This window comes from Caulobacter sp. SL161 (genome assembly GCF_026672375.1).
GTDB lineage: Bacteria > Pseudomonadota > Alphaproteobacteria > Caulobacterales > Caulobacteraceae > Caulobacter.
Map to the genome: position 1 here is coordinate 2,886,083 of NZ_JAPPRA010000001.1, position 22,485 is coordinate 2,908,567.

Genomic DNA, 22,485 nt, shown 5'->3' on the forward strand with positions numbered 1-22,485 from the left:
ATGTCCGCAGGGGAAACCAAAAAGTCCGCCAAAGCGGACAACGCGCAGCCGAGCGATCTGGCCTTCTCGCGCGTTGCGAGCGTGGAGCCGACGCCAACCGACCGCTCGATCCCGGTCGAACGAATCATCAAAGGTGATCGTCTGCGTGCGGCCGATCCGGCCGCCGTCGAGGCCAAGCGCGTCTCGATGCGGGAGAGTGGCCAGATCTCGCCGATCCTGGTGCGCCCCGCGCCCGATCAGCCGGGCTGGTTCATCCTGGTCGCGGGCCTGCACCGCCTTGAGGCGGCGATCGCCGAGGGCTGGCCGACCATTCGCGCCGACGTGCGCCAACTGACCGACGACGAAGCCCGCCTGATCGAGGTGGACGAGAACCTGATCAGCAAGGGGCTTACGCCCCTGGAACGCGCCATCTTCGTGGATGTGCGCCTGCAGGTCTGGGGTCGGCTGCATCCGGAGCGGGTCATCAAGGCTGAAGCGGATGACGCCAGCGCTGCGCCAAAGCGTGGTCGCCCACAAAATTCGGCAAAGTTTGCCGAATTTCTGGATGCAGTTCCCCCGACCATGGGCTTCGGCGTTGAAACCGCCGAGGAGCTGGGGATCTCAGAGCGCACCATCCGCAACGCGCTCCTGATCGCGCGCGGTCTCTCCAGCCTGACCTTGGCCAAGGTCGCCGGCACCAAACTCGCCAAGAACGAAGGCCTGCTGCGCCAGCTCGCGGCGGTGCCCGACAAGGCCGAGCAGCTTCGCGCCGCCGAGGCGCTGATCAGCGAGCAGGCCAAGACCTTTCCCGACGCCCTGGTGATCGCCACCGGCAAGACGCCGGCCCCCGCGCCTGCGCCGCGCCCGGTAGACGAGACCGTCGCGGCCTTCATGGCGATCTGGAAGAAGGCGCCGCCGACCCATCGCGAGGCGATCCTGCACAAGCTGTCTGGCGAGAAGCTGCCGGGCGCCTGGACCGTGATGGAGCGGGCCGATGGCTAAGGGTCGTTATCCGGAAGCGCCGGCCAGCATGGGTCCGCTGGATCAAGAGACCATCGAGAGAATGGCAGCGCGGACAGCCCGTGCCCGCGAAAGCTATCAGCGAGCAGTTCTGCAAGCGCGTCTGAAGCGTTCGCCAGAAGCCTCGGATCAGGTCCCTCGCGACGGAGGCTCTCAATGATCCGCCGCTCGCTCTCAATCGCGTCTGAGACATCCAGCGCCGTCAACGCTCCCCTGGCGACCAGCCGGGCGATGATGAACGCCAGGAAATGCTGGTTCGCGGTGGCTGCGTCGTACTCGTCCATGTCACCCCTCCAGTTCGGCGGGGCGCACAATGGCTAAGCGCACCCGCGACGAACAGACCCTGGACCTGTTCCAGCACGCCCAGCTCTTCCCAGTGGAAACGCCGCGCGAGCTGGGGTCTGCGCTCGATTTCAACGCCAAGCTGGCGCAGGCCATGTCACGTGCGCTGGACGAGGCCCGCGAAGGCGGTCGCGACCGGCACGAGGTCGCCAGCCGCATGTCGGAGATCCTGGGCCAGGACGTCTCCAAGGGCATGATCGACGCCTATACGAGCCAGGCGCGCGAGACCCACACGATCAGCGCGGTGCGCTTCAAGGCGTTCGTCCGGGCGACTGGATGCCTTTGGCTCTGGAGCGTCTACCTGGACGGCGAAGGCCTCACGCTCTTGATGGGCGAAGAGGCGCTGCACGCCCAGGCCAGCCTGGCCGAGAAGCGCGCCAAGGCGCTGCTGGAAGAGGCGCGCCAGCTTCGCGCCCGCGCCCCCCTCGAAATCAGCCGTGGAGCCCGCCGATGAGCCCTCGCGCCAGCATCACGGCTCAGGAATGGTTCAGCGCGGCGGAGCTTGCCGAGCTGGCCCTGCCGGGCCTTGCGACTACGAAGGCCGGTGTCCTGCTCATCGCGAAACGCGAGGGCTGGGCCAGCTATCGCGACGCCAGCGGCGCGGCGGCGAGCCGCAAGCGCGCCGGGCGCGGCGGCGGCCTGGAGTACCACGTCAGCCTGCTGCCTGAGGCCGCCCGCAAGCAACTGGCCAGCGTGCGCCCCGCCAAGGCCGAGCTGGCGGACCGCGAGAGCACCCTGCTGCGCTATGAGCGCCTGCCGCAGAGCCTGAAGGCCGAGGCGGTGCGCCGCCTGGGTTTCATCCAGCGCGTGGAGCAACTGCACCGCGCGGGCATGAGCAAGACCGGCGCGATCAAGGCGACCGTGGAGGAGGCGGTGCGCCTGGCTAACGCCACCGGCGCCAAGCCTGAGGTCTCCGAACGGACCCTGCACGAGTGGTTCGGGATGATCGCCGGCGTCGAGGTCCAGGACCGCGCGATGTACCTGGCCCCGCGCTACGCCGGGCGCAGCGCTCGCGCGGAGTGCCCGGCCGCCGCCTGGGAGGCCTACAAGACCCTCTACCTCCGTCAAGAGAAGCCGACGCACGCGCGGTGCTACCGCGACCTGCAGAAGCTGGCCTCGGTCAACGGCTGGACCCTGCCCAGCGCCAAGTCGTTCGAGCGCCGCCTGGTCGCCGAGGTGCCCGAGCCGGTCATCGTGCTGTCGCGCGAAGGCCCCAAGGCCGCGCGCCATACCTACGCCTACGCGGCCCGCTCCAAGGAAGGGCTCTATCCGCACGCGGTGGCCAATCTCGACGGCCACCTTTGGGATGTGCAGGTCGAGTGGGAGGATGGCACGCGCGGCCGCCCCTACAGCCTGGCGGTCCAGGACATCGCGTCGGGCATGCCGCTGGGCGTGCGGTTCGACCGCACCCTCAACAGCGACATCGTCCGCCTGGCGCTGGGCGACACCTTCCGGGAGTTCGGCCTGGTCGAGCGCCTGATCATGGACAACGGCTCGGAGAACCAGGCCAAGCAGATCCAGGGCGGCATCCACCGGATGCGCGGCCCCAAGTCGGTCGAGGAAGAGCCAGCCGGCCTGCTGAAGATCCTGGGCGTGGAAGCCATCTCGGCGACGCCCTACTGGGGCCAGGCCAAGCCCGTCGAGCGCATGTTCCGCGACTGGGCGCACGATGTCGCCAAGGACCCGCGCTTCGCGGGCGCCTACACCGGCCACAACGCGATCTCCAAGCCGGAGAACCATCGCTCGAAGGCCATCCCGATCGCCGAGTTCGAGCGGATCGTGCGCCAGGAGCTGGAGTTCTACCGCGACCAGCTGGGCCGCTCGGGCACGGGCATGAACGGGCGATCGTTCCGCCAAGTGTATCTGGAAGGGGTCGCCGCGCATGCGCCGCGGCGCGTGACCGCCGAGCAGCTCCGCTACTGCATGCTGGCCTCCGAGCCGCGCGGCATGGATCCGGCCTCGGGCGCGGTGACGATCCTGGGCAACCGCTACTGGAGCCCGGAACTGGCGGACCTGAAGCGCCAGAAGGTCATCGCCCGGTTCGATCCGGACGATCTGTCGAAGGACATCTACCTCTACTCTCTGGACGGCCGGTTCCTGCTGCAGGTCGAGCGCCATCTGGAGGGCGACTTCAACAGCGTCGTCACGGCCAAGAAGATCACCGGCGAGCGCCGCAAGCAGATGCGCCGGATCCGCGACGCCAGGGACGCCTTGGTGCGCGTGGGCCTCGACGACGTAGCCGCCCAGATCGACGCGGTCGCACCGCCCAAGCCCGTCGAGATCCCGGCCGACGCTGTCAACGTGGTCAGGGCGGAGTTCCGCGTGCCGCGCAAGCCTACCACCCAATCCGATTTCACGGCCGCCGCCGATCAGGTGCTCATCGCCAAGTTCAACGGCGGCTCATGAAAACGGCCCGCCGGGGCTGCCACCCCGACGAGCCGACGTCCCCGCAGACCTAGCAACCCACGAAGGACCCCAAGGCTAACACAATGATCCACCCCTCCAAAACGACCTTCACCGACGAAGAGCATGACGAGATCCGCGCCGAAGTGCGGCTAGCCCTCGCCGGCCCGCCGAAACTGAAACAGGCTGACCTTGCTCGTCAGACCGGCATCGCAGACAGCATCATCAGCTCGTATCTGTCGGCCAAGTACGAAGGCGATAACAACAAGCCAGCCCTGACCCTGAAGAAGTGGCTGGACGCGCGCGACCGCGCCGCAGTGGTAAGCGCCCGCACGCCTGTGATCCCTGAGTTTCAGGCTCTCCAGGCCAGTCAACTGCTGCTCGCTCTCATGGACCAGGCGCGGGTGTCCGGCGATATCGTCTCGGTCATCAGCCCGCCGGGCTTGAGCAAGACCACCACGGCGCTGCGCTACGCCTCGTCGACCCCTCGGGCCTGGTACGTCGCCATCGACGAGTCCACCCATGGCGTCCAGCCCATGCTGCTCGAAATCCTGTCGGCCATGGGCAAGAAGAACATTACCGGCTCGCCCGCCCAGTTGCGGAGGATGGTGGTGGATGAGGCGCTGGAGGCGCCGGGCGTCATCATCATCGACGAGGCCAACATCCTCTCGGAGAAGGCGCTCAACCAGATCCGCGCGATCAACGACGCCACCGAGCGCATGGGCAAGCCAGTGGGCATCGTGCTGCTCAGCAACCCGATGATGAACGACAAGATCGGCACGGGCAGCACCAAGCCGCAGTTTGCCCAGATGTCGAGCCGCATCGGTCAGCGGCGGGTGATCCTGGCTCCAGACCAGCGGGACGTGGCGACACTCGCGTGGGCCTGGGCCAATGCGAACGGCGAGCACCTGACGACCGACGCCCTGCAGCTTTGCCAGGACATGGCGGCTAAGGCCGGTGGGCTCCGCAACGTCAGCAAGGCCTTCAAGAACGCCCTGATGGTGACCATGGCCAACGGCCAGCCGCTGGAAGCGGAACACCTGCGCGGCGCCTTCCACCAGCTCTACGGCATCTGGCTCTGAGGAGAAGCACCATGCTGCTGAAACACACCTCGACCATGGACCTGACTGTGGTTCGCGAAGGCCGCCGGGCCGCCGACCAGCTCAAGACCCGGCTGCGCTATCAGAACCTGAGCCAGGCCGATCTGGAGCGCGCCATCGACCGCATCGTCGCGGCGTTCAAGGAACTCGACGACCTGGTCGACGAGAGCCCCGACCCGACCCGCGCGCGCCTCTACTCGATCGCGGGAGGCGCCCGTGGCTGAGCCCGCACACAGCCCCGCGCCGTTCCAGCTTCGAGGCGGAAACCCGCCGCCAGTCGGCTACGTCATCTACGACGCCATGGGCGACAGCATCGGCGCGCTGGCCTACGCCACCGGTGATCACCCGGCCGAGGAGCAGCTCGCCAACGCGCGCCTGTTCACGGCTTCGCCCAAGCTGCTGATTTGGGCGCAGGAGGCCGAGAGGTTCATCGCGGGCTTTGAAGGCGATGAGCTGCAGGATGACCTCGGCTTGCTGCTCAAAGGGCTGCGTTCTGCCATCGCCGAAGCCGAAGGGCGTGAGCCATGACCTGGCTCCGTCGCCTCCTGGCCGCGCTCTTCCCGACGCCCACCGTTCGCCACCGCTTCGACCCGGCCGAGTGCCGCGAACGTCAAAAGTGGGCCGGCGTCGCCGCCGCCTTCTCCCCCAACAACCCGCCGGCCCGTCGCCGGCTCTCTCCTCAGGACGGTTTCCAATGAACGCTTTTACTGACGCCCACGCCCTCGCCGACGCGGAAACCGCGACCGAGGTCCACCCGCTGTTCCGGCCCGTGTCGGACGGCGTGATCCGCTTTGACGGCGGTGACTACATGCGCGCCAGCGACGGCAGCTTGATGCCGGTCGCCAACATCCGCGCCCAGGACAAGCTTCAGGACGAGCTGGTCCGCAAGATCCTGGGCTTCGCCCTGCCGCTTTCGGAGACCATCGCGCGCTTCGTTCAGCACACCTTCAACGACGCCGACAACCTGGTCGAGCTTCTGGACCAAAACTATGGCGTCAAGCGCGGCGGCAAGGCCGGAAACCTGACCTTCACCACCTTCGACCAACTCATGAAGGTCGAGGTGAGCCGCGCCAAGATCATCGACTTTGGCCCGTCTCTGGAGCAGGCCAAGGCCCTGGTCGACGAGGTTCTGGCCGACCTGGCCCGAAACGCCGACGACGTTCTCAAGGGCCTGGTGACGCGGGCCTTCAACATCGAGAACGGCGGGCTCTCCAACCGCGCGGCCCTTCTGCAACTGCTGCGCTGGGAGATCGCCGACGAGCGCTGGCGCCGGGCCATGGACGCGGTGCGTGACGCGATCGAGGTCAAGGGCACCAAGCGTTATGTCCGCATCTATCACCGGGCCTCGGTCGACGACGCCTGGACCTCGGTCAGCCTCGACGCGGCGAGGGCGTGATGACCGTGATGTATGCGGGCAGCGCGCCCTCCGACTTCATCGGCGCAAAGGCGTCTCCGCTTCTCGAAGCGTCCATGGTGATGGTCCAGAACATGCCCGTCCCCGACGAGGCCCTAGGCCAAGCCGCTCTCAGCGTCGCGCTCCAGGCCGTATGTAGAGCGGCTTCTGACAGCCTCTCCGTCACTAACCTGGACGTCATCAGCGCCTTCGCCTCGGCTTTCGTTTCGTCGGTCGTCGCCGATGCGGACTGCCGTGAGGTGCAGGATGGCGTGGTCCAGCATCTGGGCGATGCCATTCAGCGGACCCTGGCATCCCACCGCGCCGCGCATCCCTGCAGGGGGATCGGCTGATGTACGTCCGCCTCACCCCCGAACGTGAGTTCACGGTGAAGCTGGTCGCCCAGCTTCTGCCGAACCACAGCGACGTGCTCTCGGCCTTCGAGCGCCAGCTCTGCGACCAGATCGTGGAGCGGTGGCTGTCGGCTGAGACCGACGTGCCGCCGATCACCGACGCCGAATGGCCGGTGCTGGAAGACGCCGCCCAGGCCATGGCTGAGGACAAGGCGCGCACCGCGAGGGCCGCCGCATGAGCGACATCGTGTCTGTGGAACCCTGCCTGGGCGTCGGCTTGTCCGGCCGTGCTGAGGGCTATGTGATCATCTGCGTCCCTACGATCGGCGCGGCGTTGACGGTCGAGGCGTCTCGGGTGCTGCGCGCCGAGCTGGAGCAGGCTGAGCAGGCCCTACTCCAGCAGGCCGGCGCCGCCGGTGTCTCGCTGAGCGTGGGAGCCGCATAATGTACGTGCGGGACGTGATCAGGGCGACGGCTACGGCCAGCGGGATCTGCGCCGACGACCTGCTGAGCCTCAGCAAGACGCGGAACATCTCGGCCGCCCGACAGCTCGGCCTGCTGGTCGCGTCCCGCCTCACCGGCGCGAGCTGGCCGCTGATCGGCCGTATCTGGGGCGGCCGCGATCGCGCGACCACGCAGGCCGCCGCGCTCAAAGCCGACGCCCGCCTGGCGGCCAAAGACGGGGCCACGCTGGCGCTGCTGGCGAAGATCCTTGCCGAGCTTCAGGTGGAAACCCTGCCCGCCACGCGCACGCCGGCGGCCGCCTATCGCTATCGCCCATCCACCATTCGCGCGCGGATCCTGCAGACCGAGGCCCGCCTTGCGTCTCTCCGCGCCCAGCTATCCGCCATGGAGGCCCGCGCGTGACCCGTCGAACCGACTTCCAAGGCCGTTCGATCGACATCACCGAGATCCGCAAACGCGCCCGCGTCTCCGATCATGCCCTGCTGCGCTACATCGAGCGTGTCCTGGGTCTGCCGGTCGAGCAGATCCGCCGCTCGATGCTGAGCGACACGGTGATCATCGCCATGGCGATGAAGGCGCCGTCCGTCCGCGCCGCCGATCACCAGCTCGTCTTCGGCGAGCACAACCCTTTCACTGTCGCCACTGTGCTGGCCCCCGAGATGCGGATCCGCCGCTCTCGCCGCCGCAAGGCCCGCTGGCAAGCCTTTCAGGGCCAGCGCTGATGGTCGCCTACAACTTCAAATCCAGCTTCGTTCCTCTGATCGAGGCCAAGACCAAGCAGCAGACCATCCGCCGCGACCGGAAACGTCATGCCCGCCCCGGCGAGGCGCTGCAGCTCTACACGGGACCGCGCTTTCACCCGGTGCGACTGGGTCTGGCGAGCTGCCTTGAGGCGCGCCAAGTGATTCTGGACTTTGATCAGAACCGCGTCGTCCTGGACGACAGCATCGAGCTGTTCGCCGACGACGATCTCAACACCTTCGCGATCCGTGACGGGTTTGGCGCTCGCCATGGTCTGCAGCCGTGGGAGTTCATGGGCCGCTGGTGGGCGCAGACCCATCCGGATGTTGAGCTGTTCTCGGGCGTCTTGATCGTTTGGGGCGATACGTTCGCCAAGGCTGGCGACCAATGACCGCCCTCGTCGCCGAGAAGAGCCGCCGTGTCGGGGAGACGTTTGCCGACCGCATCGCTCGCGCCGTGGAGCTGCTAGACGGCGAGGTTCACGGCATGGGCCGTCACCTGCTGGTCGCCTACGCGACGGCGCGCGTCCTGGGCGAAGACACCCGCGAGGCAATGCTGCGGGCGCACTTCGGCAAGGATTTCCGGGAGCCGCGCGCTGGCTGGAACCTGCCCTATATCGAGGGCTTCGCTGTCGAGTGGGACGCGTACCTGGACGCCGCCACCGCGCGGATCCGCGCCAAGGCGGTGCGCTCATGACCGCCGCCCGCGCCTTCAAGAGCGACAACGGCCGCCGCGCCCTGCTGGCCAAGGTCCACCTGGCCAAGAAGGACTTGCGGCTGGACGATGACACCTACCGCGACATCCTGGAGCGGATCACTGGCCGCCGTAGCTCGGCCGAGTGCAGCGTCGGCGAGCTGGAGACCCTCGTCGCCCACTTCCGCGCCCAAGGCTTCGTGCCCAACGCCATCGCCGGCGGGAAGTCGGGTACGGCGCCCGTTCTCGATCGACGCCGCGCAGCCGACCACCCGGTGGCCAAGAAGGCCCGCGCCATGTGGATCTCGCTGCACCAGCTGGGCGTCGTCGAGAACCCGTCTGAACAGGCCCTGGAAGCATTCGCGAAGCGCCAGCTCGGCGTTGAGCGCATGCAGTGGATGGATCAAGGCCTGGGCTACAAGCTGGTCGAGGCGCTCAAGGCCATGGCCGAGAAGGAAGGCTGGAGCCACGATCTGGCCGGCGTCGAGAAGAAGCTGCAGATCCGGATCCTGAAGGTGCGGCTGGCGTGGGCTCAGGCCAAGCGCCTGGGCGAGCGGTTCAGCGCCGCCGCCATGTCGGACGCCGCCCTGGACGCGGCGATCGCCGCCTACGCCGTCCGCATCTGGGAGGCGCGCCGTGGCTGACGACCTCTTCGCCCACGCCGAGCTGGTCGAGGCCCAGGCGGCCATCGATGCGGCGCGCCGTGAGCGCGAGGAGGCCGTCGAAGCGGTCATCAAGCGCCGCCGGGCAAAGACCCTGGCGCATGAGGCCGCCCTGGTCCGCGCGACCCACGCCGAGCTGGCGGCCTACGTCGCCGCCCGCAAGCGCCTGGGAGTTCAACATTGAGCCGCCTGCCGGGCATCCTGGGAGAGATCGCGGACGTCGCCGGCCTGGATGCGGCGCTGAAGCTGGCGCGCGCCCGTGGCGGCACCGCCATGAAGATCTCGGGCAAGGCCGGCGGCGCTCTGGCCCAGATCGTCGGCGATGAGGCGGCGGTCCGCATCGCCGAGCTGCTGGGCTCGATCGAGTACACGATCCCCATGGCCAACCTGCGCGGCCAGAAGGCGCGCCGGGCCAAGGCCAGGCTCATGCTGCAGCAGGGCGTGCCGTCGTCGAAAGTGGCCCTGGCCGTGGACGTCCATCTGCGGACGATCGAGCGCCTGAGGCGGCGCGAGCGCGAGGATCCAGAGCCCCAGCTACCGCTCTTCGATAGGCCCGAAACGCAATAGCCCCCGACATCTGTCGGGGGCTATTTGCTGCGTGGCTCCAGCGACATTGGCCCGAACAGAGGCCGGTCCGCAAGACCGGCATTTTCCGGGGCCTTTCGCGACCATGAACGCCGCTGATCCTGCATCCGTCACCCGTCCTGAAGGGTGGACGGTCGACCACGAGCAGCGCTGGGCCGCGATCTTCGCGCGCCTGCTCAAGACTGAAGGCGGCTACGTCAACCACCCCAAGGATCCGGGCGGCGCGACCAAGTACGGGATCAGCCTGCGCTTCCTGGTGATCGAGGGGCGGATCGACGCCAATACCGATGGGCTCGCCGACTTCGACCTGAACCGCGACGGCAAGATCGACGCGCTGGACATTAAGCTGCTCACCCCCGCCAACGCCGAGGCGCTGTATCTGCGTCTGTTCTTCATCGAGACGGGCTTCTGGAACCTTCCGCGCCCGCTGGACGCGGCGGTGTTCGACTTTGGGGTGAACGCGGGCACCCGCTCAGCGACCCGCGTGCTCCAGCGGGCCGTGAACCGCTTTGGTCCGCCGCCGCTGGCCACGGATGGCGTGCTGGGGCGTGAGACCCGTCGCCGCGTCGATCTGGCGCTTCGGACGGGTCCGCTCCTGACCGAGTTCCGCAACGAAGCGGCCAGCCACTATCGCGCGATCGTCCGCAACAACGGCCGGCTGGAAGGCTTCCTGGGCGGCTGGCTCAACCGCGCGAAGGAGCTGGGCCGTGTCGGATAAGGCCGTCATCAACCCCGAGGTCCGTTGGACCTGGCGGCGCGTCTACAGCTACGGCCAGTCGGTCATCTACTCGCTGTTGCTGGCGGCGATCATCGTCAAGCTACCGACCGCCGCCGCGTCCGCCGGCTCTCCGCTGATGTGGATTGGCCTCGCGATCGTCGGCGCCCAGGTCATCGTCGGCTTGCTCTATCTGGCCGGCGCCACCGCCACCGACATCGCCCGCGTGACCGCCGCCGCGCGCGCGGGCGCCGCCCCGCCGGAAGGTGGCTCATGAGGTACGTTTCGATCCTTGCGGGCGTGCTTGTCACCCTGTCGGTCGTCGGCGCTGGCTGGGCTGTGGTGAACGGCGCACGTGACGCGGCGACCTTGCGAGCATGCGTCAGGGCGCTGGGTTCGGAAGGTTCGCCCGAGCGCGTCGCCAAGGCCTGTCCCGCTGCGATCGCCGACGCCCACCTGGTCGCCGCACGCGCCAGCGCCTGTGACGCCGCCCTCAGCGCCCGCCCAGAGAACAGCTACGCCGTGGCCGCCGCCTGCTCGGCCCCGGTCAAGACCGTCCAGGCCGAGCGCGACATCGCCCGCCGCGAAGCCGCGCGGCTGACCTCCGACCTCACCAACGAACGCCTGGGCCAGGACGCGGCGATCGCCCGCGCCTCGGCCTCGGCCGCCACTCTTGCCGAAAGGAAAGCCCGTGCTGTTGCTGCCGTTCAAGCTGCGCCTCGCGACGGCGATGGCCTTGTCGTCTGCGACGCTGACTGCTTGCGCGCACGATGGGCCACCGCCAGCGATCGCCCCTGACCCGCTGATCGAGCAGCGGGAAACCGTGCGTCTGGTTTGTCCTGCCGACTTGCGCCGGCCGCTGCCGGCCGCGCCCTCGCCAGCGCCCGGCGCGGTGATCCGTCACAACGCCGCCGGCGGCGCATATCTCGACGCCAAGATCGCGCGTGGCGAGGCGGCCGAGGCGATCGTCACCGACACCCGTGCGGCCTGCGACAAAGCCGGCGCGCAATGACCGACGTCGCCGACGAAGCCCAGGAGATCGAGCAGGCCGAGCGCGAGAGCGCCGTCGCCGAGATCCGCCGCAAGGCCGCGCCTGCGGTGCGCGTCTTCGCAGACTGCGTCGCCTGCGGTGACCCGATCGAGAGCGACCGCCTGCAGGCCAACCCCGGCGCCAAGCGGTGCCTGATGTGCCAGGAGGCGTTCGAGCGCCTCGAACTCCTCCGTAAGAAAGGCTGACCCCGCGTGGCCACCATCAAAACCTACTGGCCCATCATCCTCACGGTCCTGAACTTCGCGGTCCTTTGGATCTGCTGGTCTCTGAAGCAGCTCGCCAGCACGGAGGTCCGGACGCTGGTGGACGCCGCTGTCGCGGCCCTGAAGCAGGCCGATAGCGAGGCCGAGGCGGCGATCGACGATCACGAGACGCGCCTGACCCGCGCCGAGAAGGACGTCGAGGCCCTGCGCGACGACATCGCCAAGCTGCCGACTAAGGCCGACCTGGCGCGACTGGAAGGCGAGGTGAAGGCCGTCCTGAAACAGGTGGAACGCGCCGGCGCCGGTATCGAGCGGATCGAGGGTTTCTTCCTGGCCAAGGGCGTGGAGCGTACGTGATGGACTATGGCAACCACTTCGCCGCCCACGTGCGGCTGGCGATCCTGAAGTTTCTCGCCGCGCAGCCGGGCCACCGGGCCAACGACAGCATCCTGACCAGCATCCTTCCTGACGTCGGCCTGACCGCGACGCGTGACCAGGTCCGCACCGAGTTGGCGTGGCTGGCTGAGCAGCGCCTGGTCATCCAGGAAGAGCCTGGTCCGATGAAGCTGGTCATCGTGGACATCACCGAGCGGGGCCTCGATGTCGCCGCCGGTCGCGCTCACGTGCCCGGCGTCCAGCGCCCTTCGCCGAGGTTCTGATATGGGCAAGAAGGGCTTCGCCTCCCGCCTCCCGCAGGATCTGCGGGAGGAACTCGACCGTCAGATCGTGGACGGCAAGCTCAGCGTCGATGAGCTGTGGAGCTGGCTTCGCGGCCGAGGGGTCGAGGTCGGCCGCTCGTCGGTGCATCGCCACATGCAAAACGTCGAGGAAGTCGCCGCCGAGGTGCGCCAGGCGCGCGAGGCCGCCTCGGCGATTGTCGGCCAGCTCGGCCCCGAAGCGGCCGAGGGCAAGGTCGGCCAACTGCTGATCGAGGTGGTTCAGAACATCGCCTGGAAGATCGCGCGCGACACCCTGCTGAACCCGGAAGGTCCCAGCCTGGACATGGAGCAGCTCATGTTCCTGACCAGCGCGGTCCAGAAGCTGGGCGCTGCTCAGAAGACCGACACGGACCGCCGACTGAAGATCGAGCAGGAAGCCCTCAAGAAGGCCGCCGCCAAGGTCGAGGCCGTTGGCAAGCAACGCGGGATGACGGCCGACACGATCAATCTCCTTAGACATGCTGTCCTGGGCGGCGAGGGATGAAGCTCTCGCCGACCAACCCGGACGGCAAGCCGAACTTCGACAAGGTCGGCGGGGTCGAGGCGATCAAGCGCCTGCCCAAGGGCGACCTGCTGCTCAAGTACCAGTCCAGCACCCTGGACGATCTGTTCGCCGGCACCGCGCTGCTGGTTATCGAAAAGAGCCGCCGTATCGGTCTGACCTGGGGCCTCGCCGCGTACGCGGTGTTGAAGGCGGCGGCCCAGGCTTCGGCCGGCGGCATGAATGCCTGGTACATGGGCTACGACCAGGAGATGGCCCGCGAGTTCATCGACACCTGCGCCATGTGGGCGAAGGCCTTCAATATCGCGGCCTTGGAAGCCGATGAGGAGATCCTGGATGGCGACGGCGAGAAGGTGCAGGCCTTCCGCATCCGGTTCGCGTCCGGGTTCAAGATCGTGGCGCTGCCCAGCGTGCCCCGCGCCCTGCGCGGCAAGCAGGGCCTGGCCATTATCGACGAAGCGGCGTTCCACAAGGATCTGGTCGAGGTGCTGAAGGCGGCGCTGGCCCTGCTGATGTGGGGCGGCCAGGTCGTGGTCGTATCGACCCACGACGGCACGTCGAACCCCTTCAACTTGTTGCTGGACGATGTGCGGACCGGCAAGCGCAAGGGGAAGGTCAAGACCATCACCTTCGACCAGGCCATCGCGCAGGGCCTGTACGAACGCATCGCTCTCGCCGCCTCGATCAAGGGGCGGACCATTCTGCCCAAGGATCTCTGGATCAAGGACATTCGGGACACCTATGGCGAGGACGCCGAGGAAGAGCTGGACTGCATCCCGAAGGAGGGCGGCGGATCGTTCCTGGACCCGCAGGATCTGGCGGCCTGCGAGCATCCGGACGCCGGCCAGCCCGAACTCTACGCCGGCGGCCTTTGGTACCTGGGCCGCGACGTCGCGCGTCGGCGCGACCTCGCCGTCCTGCACGGCTATGAGCTGGTGGGCGACGTGCTCTGGCTGCGCGACCGTCACCTCTTCCAGAACACCAAGTTCCGGGTCCAGGACGACGCGGCCGCCGCCCTGATCGCTCAACGCCGGATGTCTGCCTACTGGATCGACCAGAGCGGCATGGGTGAGAAAGTCGTCGAGGACGAGCAGGCCAAGTACGGAACGACCCGTTGCGTCGGTGTCCTCTTCACCGGCCCCGCGCGCCTGGATCTCGCCATCGCCCTGAAAGAGCGGGTTGAGCAATGCAAGATCCGCATCCCGCCGCTGCCCGCGATCCGCGCTGACTTCCGCGCCATCAAGCGCAAAGGGACCGCAGGCGGCGGCGTCAGCCTGGTCAACGCCACCGACGAGGTCCACGCCGACGAGTTCTGGGCGGCGGGTTTGGCCTGCCGTGCGGCGAGCATGGGCGGCGTGGTGATCCCTGAGGCTCTGCTCTCGGGCGCCACCGGCGCACCTGTTGAGTTTCAGGGCGAAGACTTCCTCGACCCCACCGAACCTCTGAACTTCTCGGGCTTCTGACATGGACATTCCAAACGACCAGGCCCTCACCTCGGGTGATGCGCCGCCGGCCAAGCCGAACTTCACCGAGGTGGCGGTCAGCGTCGGCGGCGTGGACATCACCATCCCGTTCATGGGCGCTCTGCGCGAGGTGCAGGACACCGTCCTCAATCGTCTGGGGAATAACTACCGCGTCTACCGCGAGCTGCGGCGCGACGACCAGGTCCACGCCTGCTTCCAGCAGCGCCGTCTGGCCCTGACCTCGCGTCCGCTGGTGATCGAGCCGGGCGGCAATGACGCCGCGTCGATCGCGGCGGCGGACTTCCTGCGCGACAACCTCGCGCAGATCCCTTTCGACCGCGCCTGCGACAAGATGCTCTGGGGCGCCTTCTACGGCCATTCCGTCGCCGAGTGCATGTGGGAGAACCGCGACGGCAAGGTCTGGCTGGCCAAGCCCAAGGTTCGCCTGCCTTGGCGTTTCCGGTACGCGATGGACGGCTCGCTGCGACTGCTTACCCTCAGCAACATGCACGAAGGCCAGCCCGTCCCGGACCGCAAGTTCTGGACTTCGAGCTGGGGCGCGGACAACGACGACGACCCCTATGGCCTGGGCCTGGCCCACCAGCTCTACTGGCCCATCTTTTTTAAGAAGCAGGGGCTGTCGTTCTGGCTGCGCGCCCTGGAGAAGTACGGCGCGCCGTCGACAATCGTTAAGTACCCGACCGGGTCGGACAAGGCGGTCCAGAACAGCGCCCTTCAGGTCGCCCGCCAGCTTCGCCTGGACGGCGCCGCCGCCATCCCCGAAGGGATGTTGGTGGAGCTGCTCGAGGCCGCGCGCGGTACGGTCGACCAGGCCACCTTCATGCGCCAGATGAACGCGGCGATCGCCAAGATCATCCTGGGCCAGACCATGACGACTGACGACGGCGCCAGCCTGTCGCAAAGTCAGGTCCACATGGAGGTCCGTGAGGAACTCACCGACGTCGACGCCGAGCTGCTGTGCGAGAGCTTCCAAACCGGGCCGGCGGCGTGGTTGACCAGCTGGAACTTCCCAGGCGCCAAGATCCCGCTCGTCCGTCGCCCCAGCGCCGAGGACGAGGCGGCCAAAGCCGACCTGGAGAAAAAGCAGGCCGAGGCCAGCAAGGCCAAGGCCGAGGCCTTCAAGGCTCACATCGACGCGGGCCTTGAACCGGAGAGCGACGACGTCGTCGAAGCCATGGTCGGGCCTGGCTGGAAGTTCCGGAAGAAGCCGGCGGCCGCGCCGCCGGCGTCGCCGATCGCGCCGGCGTTCGCCGACGCCTCGCCGCCGCGCGACGCGATCGACGACTATGTCGACGCTCTGGACTGGGAAGAGGTGGTTCGTCCGCTGCGCGACCAGGTCGTCGCCTTCGTAGAGGGGCAACCCGATCTGCAGGCTGCCGCCGACCAGTTGGGCGCTCTGCTGGCAAATCCGGGCGGCGCCCAGCTCGTCGAGCGCCTCGGACGGGTGCTGTTCGAAGCGCGCGCCGGCGGCCGCGCTGGCGGCGCGATCTCAGCGCAGATGGCCCAGGCCGACGCTGACCGCGCATGACGGGCGTCATCAACTTCAAGGGCCGTCCGCCGGCCCAGGCCGTCGACTACCTCGAAAGCAAGGTGGTCGGCGGTCGCTTCTCATTCGACTGGAAGGACGTCCAGCGCGAGGAGCATCTGGTCTCGTTCGTGGTCGCCAAGGCTATGACCCGCGACGTCTTGGTCGACATCCATTCTGGCCTTGTCGAGGCCATCAAGGCCGGCAAGAGCCGCCAGCAGTTCATCCAGGAGCTGACGCCGCTGCTGCAGGCGAAGGGCTGGTGGGGCCGCCAACTGGCGGATGATCCCACCACGGGCGAGACGCGCCGCGTCCAGCTTGGCTCGCCCCGCCGCGTGGGGACCATCTTCGGGATGAACATGCGCATGGCGCATGCCGCTGGCCGCTGGGAGCGGTTCATGGATACGGCCAGCACGCGGCCGTACCTGACCTATCACCACACCCCGAACGAAAACCCGCGCCTGGAGCACATAGCCTTATCGGGCGTCACGCTGCCGATCGGCCACGTCTTCTGGAAAACCCACTTCTGTCCGAACGGCTTTGGCTGCCAATGCTTCATCACCTCCGAGCGGGTCGGCGTGGCCGTCACCTCGGAGGAAGAGCTGCAGCGCGTGGGCGCCTATGACACCCGGACCTGGACCAACAAGCGCACCGGAGAGACGCGCGAGATCCCGGTCGGTGTGGATCCCGGCTTTGACTACAACGTCGGTGAGGCGCGCCTGGCCAGCTTCGTCCCGCCGCCCTCGCCCGAGCGCCAGCGGCCCTACGTCCAGGGCGAGCGGACGCCGCGCGCGCTGCCCAATGTGCGCCAGGCGCGCAGTCTGCCATCGGGCGTCAAGCTGCGGCCCGATCTTGGCGGCGCGGACGCTCCAGCGGTCTTCGAAGCCTTTTCAAAGGTGCTTGGAAAGGGCGAGGGAGAGGTGTTCATCGACGCGGCCCAGGTCCCGGTGGTGGTCGGCCAGCGCATGTTCGAGCGGCACACCGCCACCGGCGCCAGCGTTGCAGCCAAGGAGCACCTGGCCGGCCGAGCCGCCTATGCCGAGATCCTGGCGGCAACTCTGAAGGACCCTGACGAGATCTGGCACTCGATCCAGAGCCGGGCCGATGGCTCATCGGTGTTCGTCCGGAACTACGTCTCCTGGATCAACACGGGATCCGATGGTCGCGAGGCCTTCGTGGTGAGCTTCCACGATCGAGACGGCGTATGGTGGGGAGCGACGGCATATCCGCCCGGTAACCGGGGTAAGGCCCGTGACCAGCGGACCCAGACCGACGCCGGCTTCCGGGTTGGCGCGCTGGTCTATAGCCGGAAATGAAAGACCCCCGCGCGGGGCGCCGCCGGGGGTCATGTCGGTCTGTTTGGACCCCGCAACCGCCGGGATTGGACCGCGAGAGAGTTTTAGGCCCAGGGAGGCCCGTTGTCGAGAGGCGCGCCCGGATGGCCGCGATCAGGCGTTCTACGCCTTCCACGGCGTTCCAGGGCCTTCCAGGGCGGTCATGAGGGCTGAGTAGCGGATCGTCAGTGCGATCCAGGAGCGGGGATCATCAGGCCCCGACATCTGTCGGGTGCGAAGGCCTCGCCGACACTCTCGATATTGGGGGCTCAACGGACGCGCTGTCCACCCCGTTCCTGAGCCCCGATCGAGATCCATGAAAACCCGCCTGGAAGTCTTCAAGACCGGCACCCACACGGCCATGGACGGCAAGAAGTACACCTTCTCGTCCGAAGACCTGGCGCAGATCGCCGCCGCCTATGATCCGGCCCTGTTCAAGGCTCCCCACGTCATCGGCCACCCGAAGGTCGAGGATCCGGCCTATGCGTGGGCCGCCGCCGTCATCGCCGAGGGCGACACGCTTTACGTCGAGAGCGACGAGATCGATCCGGCCTTCTCCGAGATGGTCGACGCCGGCCGCTTCAAGAACCGCTCGATCAAGCTCTGGGGGCCGAACGATCCGGGCAATCCCAAGCCGGGCGGCTACTACCTGCGCCACATCGGCTGGCTGGGCGCGACGCCGCCGGCCGTGAAGGGCCTGGCCCCCGCCTTTGGCGCGGGCGATGACCACGCCGGCGTCGAATTCTCCGACGGCGCGGCCGATGGCTTCTGGGTCAAGGATCTCTTCCGGGGGATCCGCGACTGGATCATCGACGAGTTCGGCCTTGAGAAGGCTGACAAGGTGGTTCCGGCCTGGGCGGTCGACAATATCGACCGTAGCGATCGCGCTCCGGGCTTCGCCGAGGGTGAACCGCTTGGCGAGGAAGCCGAGGCTGCGCCCGCCGTCGCCCAGGGCGAACCTCCGCAAGACGAGGCCGATCCGGCCTTCGCCGAGCGCGAGCGCCAGCTTGCCGATCGTGAAAGCGCATTGCAGGCCCGCGAAGCCGCCATCGCGGCCCGCGAAGCTCAAACGACCGCCAGCCAGGTCGCCTTTGCCGAAGGCGCGCGCCAGGCGTCGCGCGGCGATGACGACGCCTTCGTCGACCAGCTCGTGGCGCAAGGCCGCATGTCGCCCGTGCGTGGCGCTCAGGCCAAGGCGCTGCTGGCCCGCCTGGACGGGGATGCGTCCGTCGCCTTCGCCGATCCGGACACCTCGGCCCGCGACCAGTTCCGCGATCTGCTCGGCGAGCTGGGTGTCTCCATCCATTTCAGCGAGTTCGCGCCCTCGGAAGGCGCGCGGTTCGCCGAAGCGCCCAGCGCCGAACAGATCGCCGCCCAGATCCGCGAAGAGCAGGCCAAGGCCGCTGGGCGCGGTGAAACCCTTTCCGCCTCTCAAGCCGCCGCCCGCATCGGGCGCTGAACCAAGGACTGATCGTCAATGCAGAGCGCTCGCGCCCGTACCTACATCGCCGGCGGCGCCATCACGGCCCGCTCCTTCGTCAAGTTCTCGGCCGATGGCGTCGTGGTCGTCGCCACCGCCGCCACCGACGACATCATCGGCATCACCGCTGAGCTGGATGTCGTCCAAGGCGAGCGGGTCGATGTCTACCGCGCTGGGTCGGCCGAGCTGCGTCTGGGCGGCACGGTCGCTCGCGGCGCTCCGCTCACGGCGGCCGCCGGCGGCGCCAGGGTCGCGGCTGCGCCCGCTGCTGGTGTTCGCAATCGCCACGGCGCCTTCGCCGAAGTCTCCGGGGTCTCCGGCGACATCATCGATGTCGAGATCGACCTCGGCTTCATCACCGGCTGATCCCAGCCCGCCCCACCTAGCCTTTCAGTCTTCAGGACCCTCCGCTCATGGCTGCTACGCCTTTCCCGATCGACGAAACCCGGACCGGCATCGCGCTGGCCTACAAGAACGAGGAGATGATCGCCGACCAGGTGCTCCCCGTCGTCACGCCCGTGCCGAAGAAGGAGTTCACCTATCTGAACTACCCGATCGCCGAGGGGCTGACGGTTCCGGACACCAAGATGGGCCGCCGTTCGGAAGCCAACACGATCAGCCTGTCGGCGACCGAGACCCCTTCGGCGACCGACGACTACGCTCTGTCGGATCTCGTGCCCAACGACGACGTCGACAACGCGCCGGAAGGCTACGACCCGCTCAATCACGCCACCGAGACCGTCACCGACCTGATGATCCTGGATCGCGAGATCCGTGTCGCGGGCCTGGTCTTCAACGCCGCCACCTATGGCGCCGGTAACAAGGTCCAGCTTTCGGGCACCTCGCAGTGGAGCGACTTCGCCAACAGCGATCCGTTCCGCGCGATGTGGGACGCGCTCGACATTCCGACCGTGCGGCCGAACCTGGGCACTTTCGGTCAGGCGACCTGGAACAAGCTGGCCATCCACCCAAAGGTGATCGCCGGCGTGTACGGCTCGGCCTCGACGCGGGGCAAGGTGCTGCTGGCTGATCTGGCCGAGGCGCTGGAAATCCCCAAGCTGATCGTGGGCAAGGCCCGCGTGAACACGGCCAAGCGCGGCCAGGCCGCTGTGCTCAACCGCGCCTGGGGCAAACACGCGGCCTTCCTGCATGTCAATCCGCGGGCCAACAACCAGCGCGGCATGACCTTCGGCATGACGGTGCCCAAGGGCCGCCTGCGCCAAGTCCGCATCATCGACGAGCCGAAGATCGGCGTCGGCGGCTCGCAGCGGGTCCAGGTCGAAAGCCAGGTCAAAGAGCTGATCGCGGCGGCCGACTGCGGCTACTTCTTCCAGGACGCGGTGGCCTAACGACCATGCGCATCCGTCTCACCAAAATCGCCCTTCATCACGACGGCCGCACCTTCGACGAAGGCGCCGTGGTCGAGGGCGTCACCCTCGCGGACGGCGACGCCTTCGCCGAGGACGAGATCCCGGCCGAGCTGGCGGAGGCGCGTGTCGCCGCCGGTAGCGCCGAGCTGGTCATCGATGGGGTCACCACCGTGTCGGCGGCCGCCTCGGCGGCCATCGCCCAGATGGTGGCTTCGGTCGCCGTCGCCCGCGCGGCCGCCGTCGCCGTGCTCGATGCGGCGGAGGCCGGCGACGACAGCGACAAGCTCGCGCTCGCCGAGACCATGCGCGAGATCAGCTACGACCTGGCCGAAGATCAACGCGACCGCTGGCGGGCGTTCCAGGATCAGCTCGGCGAGATCCAGGAGCGCGTCGCCAAGGCCGCCGCCGAGAAGCCCAAGCGTCGGCGCGGCCAGACGGCGGCCGCCTGATGGAGGTCGGGGCGCTCCTGCACATCGTCCGGCCGGTCACGGCCGAACAGGCTGCTGAGGTCGCCGAGGTGGAGCGTCTGGAGGCCGAGCTGCTCGGCCTCCTCGCCAACCTCGCGAAGCACCATCCGGCGGGCGGCCGAGAGTTCGCCCTAGCCAAGACCAACCTGCAGCAAGCCCGCTTCTGGGCGATCGAAGGGATCACCGCCTAGCCATGGCCTACGCCACCGCCACCCAGTTCGTCGCGCTCGTCGGGGAGGCCGAAGCCCGCGCGCTGGCGCCGGCCGCCGCGCCGGCGACGGGCTATGACGCGGTGAAGATCGACGGCGCGATCACCAGCGCCTCGGCCACGCTCGATACCTACTTCGCCACCCGCTACGACACGCCGCTGAGCCCGGTTCCCCAGGTTGTTACCGACGCCGCCCTGGACCTGGCCCGCGAGCTGCTGGACCGCCAGGGCCGCGACTTTGTGATCAAGGCCGCCGATCACCGGCGGGCCTGGGCCAAGGATGTGTCGCAAGGCCGGGCCACGCTGGGCGTGACCGCCGGCTCGGCCTCAGATCCGGGCGCCAGCGCCTCATCGGGCGGCGAGGTGCTGATCGATGCTCCGCCGCGCGTGTTCGACGACGCCGGCCTCTCCGCGTTCCTGGGCGGCTGCTCATGAGCGTCGCTCTCACCATCACCTTTGATGACCTCGGCGTCACCTCGGGCCTTCGCCGGATGCAGGCCCGCGCCGACGATCTGCGGCCCGTCCTGGCCGACATCGGCGCGGAGCTGGAAAGCTCAACGGTCAAGCGCTTCGTGACCAACGTCGCGCCCGATGGCGTTCCGTGGCCGCCTTCGGCCCGCGCCAAGGAAAAGCCGCTCACCCGAACCCTCGTCCTGACCGGCGATCTGCGCGACAGCATCCACTACGTGGTCGAGAGCGACGCGGTCGAGGTGGGTTCGGCGCTCGTCTATGCCGGCATCCACCAGGTGGGCGGTACGATCACCGCCAAGGGCAAGGCCTTGGCCTTCACGCTGTTCAATGGCGCGTTCGTCATGACCAAGAGCGTGACGATCCCTGCCCGGCCTTATCTGGGCATGTCCGCCAACGACAACGCCACCGTGCTCGACATCGTCGGCCAGCACATGGCCCGCGCTGCGGTGGGCGGCTGATGGACGGGTTCTTCGATACCGTCGCTGCGCGCCTGGCCGACCCGGCCCGCTGCCCGGCCGTGCTGCAGGTCGCCACCGGCATGGACGCCAAGGCCGCCGTCGAAACGCTGGCCCTGGGCGAGGATGTGACCGCGCTGGTCACGCCGCTGTCGGACGAGGCCGCCCCGGTCAATCAGGCCGCGATGATGGTGACCCAGGTCGAGGAATGGACCTTCGGCGTCACCATGGCGCTCGTCTACCCAGGCGGCTTTGCTCAGTTCGAGCCGGCCAAAGAGCAGATCAAGGCCGCCCTGCGCGGCTGGACCCCGGCCGGCGCGGCCAGCGCGGTCCAGTACGCCGGCGGCACCAACCTTCAGTACTCGGTGGGCGAGGACGGCGGCCGCTGGCTGCACCTCCTGCGCTTCCGGGTGCGCGTCCACGTCACCTACGGAGCCCAGTCGTGAGCGAAGTCGATAACCGGGCCGTGCCCGGCACCTTTGAACGTGAGGCCGATGGTCAGGCGTTCGTCCGCACGGATGAGCCGACCGCGCCGGCGCAGGCCAGCCTGGGCGCGCCTGAGCTGGAGCTGGAGGAGCTGCAGGCGATCGCAGACGCCGCCGAGGCCTCCGGCTTCCCGCCGCCGGCCCAGGTGGTCGCCGGCATCGAGGCCGCCAAGGCCCGCGCCGCCGACGCGGCCACCGAGGCCCGCCGCCTGGCCCGCGCCAAGCCGGTCATCGAGACCAAGACGGTCGCCCCGCCGACCGAAACCAAGGAGTAAGCCGA

Annotated in this window: 39 protein-coding genes; 38 read left to right on the plus strand and 1 reads right to left on the minus strand. The window is 68.3% G+C overall.

Features of this window, described 5'->3' with window-relative positions:
• On the plus strand, positions 1-981 hold the full coding sequence (locus tag OVA11_RS14060; RefSeq protein WP_268067938.1) for a ParB/RepB/Spo0J family partition protein: 981 nt from the start codon (positions 1-3) through the stop codon (positions 979-981).
• Here the strand turns inward: OVA11_RS14060 and OVA11_RS14065 are convergent.
• On the minus strand, positions 978-1,283 hold the full coding sequence (locus OVA11_RS14065; protein ID WP_268067939.1) for a hypothetical protein: 306 nt from the start codon (positions 1,281-1,283) through the stop codon (positions 978-980). The two genes, OVA11_RS14060 and OVA11_RS14065, sit on opposite strands and share 4 nt — an antisense overlap.
• Before the next feature lie 29 nt (positions 1,284-1,312).
• On the opposite strand from OVA11_RS14065, the gene OVA11_RS14070 reads away from it, so the two are divergent.
• The 37 genes from OVA11_RS14070 (at position 1,313) to OVA11_RS14250 (ending at position 22,480) form a co-directional block, all read left to right on the plus strand.
• Positions 1,313-1,795 (plus strand): hypothetical protein, encoded by a 483-nt coding sequence (locus OVA11_RS14070; protein ID WP_268067940.1) that lies wholly within the window; start codon positions 1,313-1,315, stop codon positions 1,793-1,795.
• Positions 1,792-3,747 carry a transposase domain-containing protein gene (locus OVA11_RS14075; protein ID WP_268067941.1) on the plus strand — a complete coding sequence of 652 codons (1,956 nt, stop codon included), beginning with the start codon at positions 1,792-1,794 and terminating at the stop codon, positions 3,745-3,747. The genes OVA11_RS14070 and OVA11_RS14075 overlap by 4 nt, the downstream gene beginning before the upstream one ends.
• Positions 3,748-3,830: 83 nt before the next feature.
• The gene (locus OVA11_RS14080; protein ID WP_268067942.1) at positions 3,831-4,826 is read left to right on the plus strand and encodes an AAA family ATPase; all 996 of its coding nucleotides are present in this window, start codon (positions 3,831-3,833) and stop codon (positions 4,824-4,826) included.
• Positions 4,827-4,837: 11 nt separating this feature from the next.
• Positions 4,838-5,068 carry a hypothetical protein gene (locus tag OVA11_RS14085; RefSeq protein WP_268067943.1) on the plus strand — a complete coding sequence of 77 codons (231 nt, stop codon included), beginning with the start codon at positions 4,838-4,840 and terminating at the stop codon, positions 5,066-5,068.
• Positions 5,061-5,372 carry a hypothetical protein gene (locus OVA11_RS14090; RefSeq protein WP_268067944.1) on the plus strand — a complete coding sequence of 104 codons (312 nt, stop codon included), beginning with the start codon at positions 5,061-5,063 and terminating at the stop codon, positions 5,370-5,372. The genes OVA11_RS14085 and OVA11_RS14090 overlap by 8 nt, the downstream gene beginning before the upstream one ends.
• Complete coding sequence (locus OVA11_RS14095) at positions 5,369-5,542, plus strand: hypothetical protein (protein ID WP_268067945.1); 174 nt, start codon at positions 5,369-5,371, stop codon at positions 5,540-5,542. The genes OVA11_RS14090 and OVA11_RS14095 overlap by 4 nt, the downstream gene beginning before the upstream one ends.
• Positions 5,539-6,240 carry a DUF3164 family protein gene (locus tag OVA11_RS14100; RefSeq protein WP_268067946.1) on the plus strand — a complete coding sequence of 234 codons (702 nt, stop codon included), beginning with the start codon at positions 5,539-5,541 and terminating at the stop codon, positions 6,238-6,240. The genes OVA11_RS14095 and OVA11_RS14100 overlap by 4 nt, the downstream gene beginning before the upstream one ends.
• Positions 6,240-6,590 carry a hypothetical protein gene (locus OVA11_RS14105; protein ID WP_268067947.1) on the plus strand — a complete coding sequence of 117 codons (351 nt, stop codon included), beginning with the start codon at positions 6,240-6,242 and terminating at the stop codon, positions 6,588-6,590. The genes OVA11_RS14100 and OVA11_RS14105 overlap by 1 nt, the downstream gene beginning before the upstream one ends.
• The gene (locus tag OVA11_RS14110; RefSeq protein ID WP_268067948.1) at positions 6,590-6,829 is read left to right on the plus strand and encodes a hypothetical protein; all 240 of its coding nucleotides are present in this window, start codon (positions 6,590-6,592) and stop codon (positions 6,827-6,829) included. The genes OVA11_RS14105 and OVA11_RS14110 overlap by 1 nt, the downstream gene beginning before the upstream one ends.
• On the plus strand, positions 6,826-7,035 hold the full coding sequence (locus OVA11_RS14115) for a hypothetical protein (protein WP_268067949.1): 210 nt from the start codon (positions 6,826-6,828) through the stop codon (positions 7,033-7,035). Before OVA11_RS14110 ends, OVA11_RS14115 begins: the two co-directional genes overlap by 4 nt.
• Positions 7,035-7,457: a helix-turn-helix domain-containing protein gene (locus OVA11_RS14120; protein ID WP_268067950.1), complete on the plus strand. Its 423-nt coding sequence runs from the start codon at positions 7,035-7,037 to the stop codon at positions 7,455-7,457. Before OVA11_RS14115 ends, OVA11_RS14120 begins: the two co-directional genes overlap by 1 nt.
• Complete coding sequence (locus tag OVA11_RS14125) at positions 7,454-7,777, plus strand: hypothetical protein (RefSeq protein ID WP_268067951.1); 324 nt, start codon at positions 7,454-7,456, stop codon at positions 7,775-7,777. Before OVA11_RS14120 ends, OVA11_RS14125 begins: the two co-directional genes overlap by 4 nt.
• A complete protein-coding gene (locus OVA11_RS14130) occupies positions 7,777-8,187 on the plus strand; it encodes a hypothetical protein (RefSeq protein ID WP_268067952.1) in 411 nt (136 codons plus the stop codon). Before OVA11_RS14125 ends, OVA11_RS14130 begins: the two co-directional genes overlap by 1 nt.
• The gene (locus OVA11_RS14135) at positions 8,184-8,492 is read left to right on the plus strand and encodes a hypothetical protein (RefSeq protein WP_268067953.1); all 309 of its coding nucleotides are present in this window, start codon (positions 8,184-8,186) and stop codon (positions 8,490-8,492) included. The genes OVA11_RS14130 and OVA11_RS14135 overlap by 4 nt, the downstream gene beginning before the upstream one ends.
• Positions 8,489-9,133 (plus strand): gp16 family protein, encoded by a 645-nt coding sequence (locus OVA11_RS14140; protein ID WP_268067954.1) that lies wholly within the window; start codon positions 8,489-8,491, stop codon positions 9,131-9,133. Before OVA11_RS14135 ends, OVA11_RS14140 begins: the two co-directional genes overlap by 4 nt.
• Positions 9,126-9,335, plus strand: coding sequence for a hypothetical protein (locus tag OVA11_RS14145; RefSeq protein ID WP_268067955.1), 210 nt, complete (start codon positions 9,126-9,128; stop codon positions 9,333-9,335). Before OVA11_RS14140 ends, OVA11_RS14145 begins: the two co-directional genes overlap by 8 nt.
• A complete protein-coding gene (locus OVA11_RS14150) occupies positions 9,332-9,718 on the plus strand; it encodes a hypothetical protein (RefSeq protein ID WP_268067956.1) in 387 nt (128 codons plus the stop codon). Before OVA11_RS14145 ends, OVA11_RS14150 begins: the two co-directional genes overlap by 4 nt.
• A 103-nt stretch (positions 9,719-9,821) precedes the next feature.
• Positions 9,822-10,454: a glycoside hydrolase family 108 protein gene (locus OVA11_RS14155; RefSeq protein WP_268067957.1), complete on the plus strand. Its 633-nt coding sequence runs from the start codon at positions 9,822-9,824 to the stop codon at positions 10,452-10,454.
• Complete coding sequence (locus OVA11_RS14160) at positions 10,444-10,728, plus strand: hypothetical protein (RefSeq protein ID WP_268067958.1); 285 nt, start codon at positions 10,444-10,446, stop codon at positions 10,726-10,728. The genes OVA11_RS14155 and OVA11_RS14160 overlap by 11 nt, the downstream gene beginning before the upstream one ends.
• Positions 10,725-11,249, plus strand: a complete 525-nt coding sequence (locus tag OVA11_RS14165) for a hypothetical protein (protein WP_268067959.1) — start codon at positions 10,725-10,727, stop codon at positions 11,247-11,249. Before OVA11_RS14160 ends, OVA11_RS14165 begins: the two co-directional genes overlap by 4 nt.
• A gap of 25 nt (positions 11,250-11,274) precedes the next feature.
• Entirely contained in the window at positions 11,275-11,463 is a 189-nt protein-coding gene (locus OVA11_RS14170) for a hypothetical protein (RefSeq protein WP_268067960.1), read from the plus strand.
• Positions 11,460-11,687: a TraR/DksA C4-type zinc finger protein gene (locus tag OVA11_RS14175; protein ID WP_268067961.1), complete on the plus strand. Its 228-nt coding sequence runs from the start codon at positions 11,460-11,462 to the stop codon at positions 11,685-11,687. Before OVA11_RS14170 ends, OVA11_RS14175 begins: the two co-directional genes overlap by 4 nt.
• A gap of 6 nt (positions 11,688-11,693) precedes the next feature.
• Positions 11,694-12,062 carry a hypothetical protein gene (locus OVA11_RS14180; RefSeq protein ID WP_268067962.1) on the plus strand — a complete coding sequence of 123 codons (369 nt, stop codon included), beginning with the start codon at positions 11,694-11,696 and terminating at the stop codon, positions 12,060-12,062.
• Positions 12,062-12,364 carry a VpaChn25_0724 family phage protein gene (locus OVA11_RS14185; protein ID WP_268067963.1) on the plus strand — a complete coding sequence of 101 codons (303 nt, stop codon included), beginning with the start codon at positions 12,062-12,064 and terminating at the stop codon, positions 12,362-12,364. Before OVA11_RS14180 ends, OVA11_RS14185 begins: the two co-directional genes overlap by 1 nt.
• A gap of 1 nt (position 12,365) precedes the next feature.
• Positions 12,366-12,908, plus strand: coding sequence for a DUF3486 family protein (locus OVA11_RS14190; RefSeq protein ID WP_268067964.1), 543 nt, complete (start codon positions 12,366-12,368; stop codon positions 12,906-12,908).
• Complete coding sequence (locus OVA11_RS14195; RefSeq protein WP_268067965.1) at positions 12,905-14,389, plus strand: phage terminase large subunit family protein; 1,485 nt, start codon at positions 12,905-12,907, stop codon at positions 14,387-14,389. The genes OVA11_RS14190 and OVA11_RS14195 overlap by 4 nt, the downstream gene beginning before the upstream one ends.
• A gap of 1 nt (position 14,390) precedes the next feature.
• Positions 14,391-15,938 carry a phage portal protein family protein gene (locus tag OVA11_RS14200; RefSeq protein ID WP_268067966.1) on the plus strand — a complete coding sequence of 516 codons (1,548 nt, stop codon included), beginning with the start codon at positions 14,391-14,393 and terminating at the stop codon, positions 15,936-15,938.
• Entirely contained in the window at positions 15,935-17,251 is a 1,317-nt protein-coding gene (locus OVA11_RS14205; RefSeq protein WP_268067967.1) for a PBECR2 nuclease fold domain-containing protein, read from the plus strand. Before OVA11_RS14200 ends, OVA11_RS14205 begins: the two co-directional genes overlap by 4 nt.
• 334 nt (positions 17,252-17,585) lie before the next feature.
• Entirely contained in the window at positions 17,586-18,728 is a 1,143-nt protein-coding gene (locus OVA11_RS14210; RefSeq protein WP_268067968.1) for a hypothetical protein, read from the plus strand.
• Between the two features lie 18 nt (positions 18,729-18,746).
• Positions 18,747-19,115 carry a hypothetical protein gene (locus tag OVA11_RS14215; protein WP_268067969.1) on the plus strand — a complete coding sequence of 123 codons (369 nt, stop codon included), beginning with the start codon at positions 18,747-18,749 and terminating at the stop codon, positions 19,113-19,115.
• 47 nt (positions 19,116-19,162) lie between these two features.
• Positions 19,163-20,098, plus strand: a complete 936-nt coding sequence (locus tag OVA11_RS14220) for a hypothetical protein (RefSeq protein ID WP_268067970.1) — start codon at positions 19,163-19,165, stop codon at positions 20,096-20,098.
• Between the two features lie 5 nt (positions 20,099-20,103).
• Entirely contained in the window at positions 20,104-20,568 is a 465-nt protein-coding gene (locus OVA11_RS14225; protein ID WP_268067971.1) for a hypothetical protein, read from the plus strand.
• On the plus strand, positions 20,568-20,777 hold the full coding sequence (locus OVA11_RS14230) for an Acb2/Tad1 domain-containing protein (RefSeq protein WP_268067972.1): 210 nt from the start codon (positions 20,568-20,570) through the stop codon (positions 20,775-20,777). The genes OVA11_RS14225 and OVA11_RS14230 overlap by 1 nt, the downstream gene beginning before the upstream one ends.
• Positions 20,778-20,779: 2 nt before the next feature.
• Entirely contained in the window at positions 20,780-21,229 is a 450-nt protein-coding gene (locus OVA11_RS14235) for a phage protein Gp36 family protein (protein ID WP_268067973.1), read from the plus strand.
• Positions 21,226-21,723, plus strand: coding sequence for a phage virion morphogenesis protein (locus OVA11_RS14240; RefSeq protein ID WP_268067974.1), 498 nt, complete (start codon positions 21,226-21,228; stop codon positions 21,721-21,723). The genes OVA11_RS14235 and OVA11_RS14240 overlap by 4 nt, the downstream gene beginning before the upstream one ends.
• The gene (locus OVA11_RS14245) at positions 21,723-22,166 is read left to right on the plus strand and encodes a phage tail terminator protein (protein WP_268067975.1); all 444 of its coding nucleotides are present in this window, start codon (positions 21,723-21,725) and stop codon (positions 22,164-22,166) included. The genes OVA11_RS14240 and OVA11_RS14245 overlap by 1 nt, the downstream gene beginning before the upstream one ends.
• On the plus strand, positions 22,163-22,480 hold the full coding sequence (locus tag OVA11_RS14250) for a hypothetical protein (RefSeq protein ID WP_268067976.1): 318 nt from the start codon (positions 22,163-22,165) through the stop codon (positions 22,478-22,480). The genes OVA11_RS14245 and OVA11_RS14250 overlap by 4 nt, the downstream gene beginning before the upstream one ends.
• The last annotated feature ends 5 nt before the right edge of the window (positions 22,481-22,485 follow it).